Here is a 770-nt window from a genome sequence, read left to right as displayed (position 1 = left end):
TTACTGCAAGAAACGGGTTCAGGATTTGCCAACGAAGCAAGCGGGTCAATGAACTATGAGTATGAAGCAGATAAAGTAACGACTGGTTTTGGACAAGGGATTTATGTAACACCTTACCAAATGATGCAAGCCTTCACGGCAATTGCTAACGACGGGAATATGATGAAGTTACAATTGGTTAACCGTTATGAAGAAGATGGGACTATGCAAGTTGTGGAACCAGAAGTAGTTTCTTCACCAATTTCAAAAGAAACTGCTAATAAGACTCTTGAATACTTACAATCTGTTGTTTATGCAGATACAGGAACCGGGGCCGCTTATGACTTAGATGGTTATACAGTATCCGCTAAAACAGGTACAGCAGAGGTCTTCAATCTTGAAACCAATACCTATGAAGCAGGTTTAACCAAATACTTGTACTCTGTAGTCGGATTTGTCCCAAGTGAAGATCCGCAATATGTCCTATATATCACAGCGGAGCAACCGAAAAACTTGGAAACGACTGCTAGCGAGATGATGACAGAAATTTATACACCACTCTTAACAAGAGCGCTTGAATATAATGCCTTAAGCGATAGTGAATCAGTTGTGACGGCAACCGTCCCTGATGTGTCAGGATTGACCATTAGTGAGGCGCAACAGACCCTATCAGATGCTAGCTTCGTCAATGTAGAAGTGATTGGTGATGGGGAAAAAATCGTCAGCCAAACCCCTGCAGTAAACGAAGAAGTGTCTGTTACACAACCAATCTTCTTGATGTCTGATGATAC

General features: G+C 41.8%; 1 protein-coding gene. It reads left to right on the top strand.

Annotated elements, in window-relative coordinates:
- Positions 1–770: penicillin-binding transpeptidase domain-containing protein (locus tag ACRCJ0_RS17110; RefSeq protein ID WP_431391358.1), on the top strand; the 770-nt coding region annotated here is incomplete at both ends.

This window comes from Aerococcus sp. L_32 (assembly GCF_050689315.1).
This window is presented reverse-complemented; position numbering and strand designations above follow the sequence as displayed.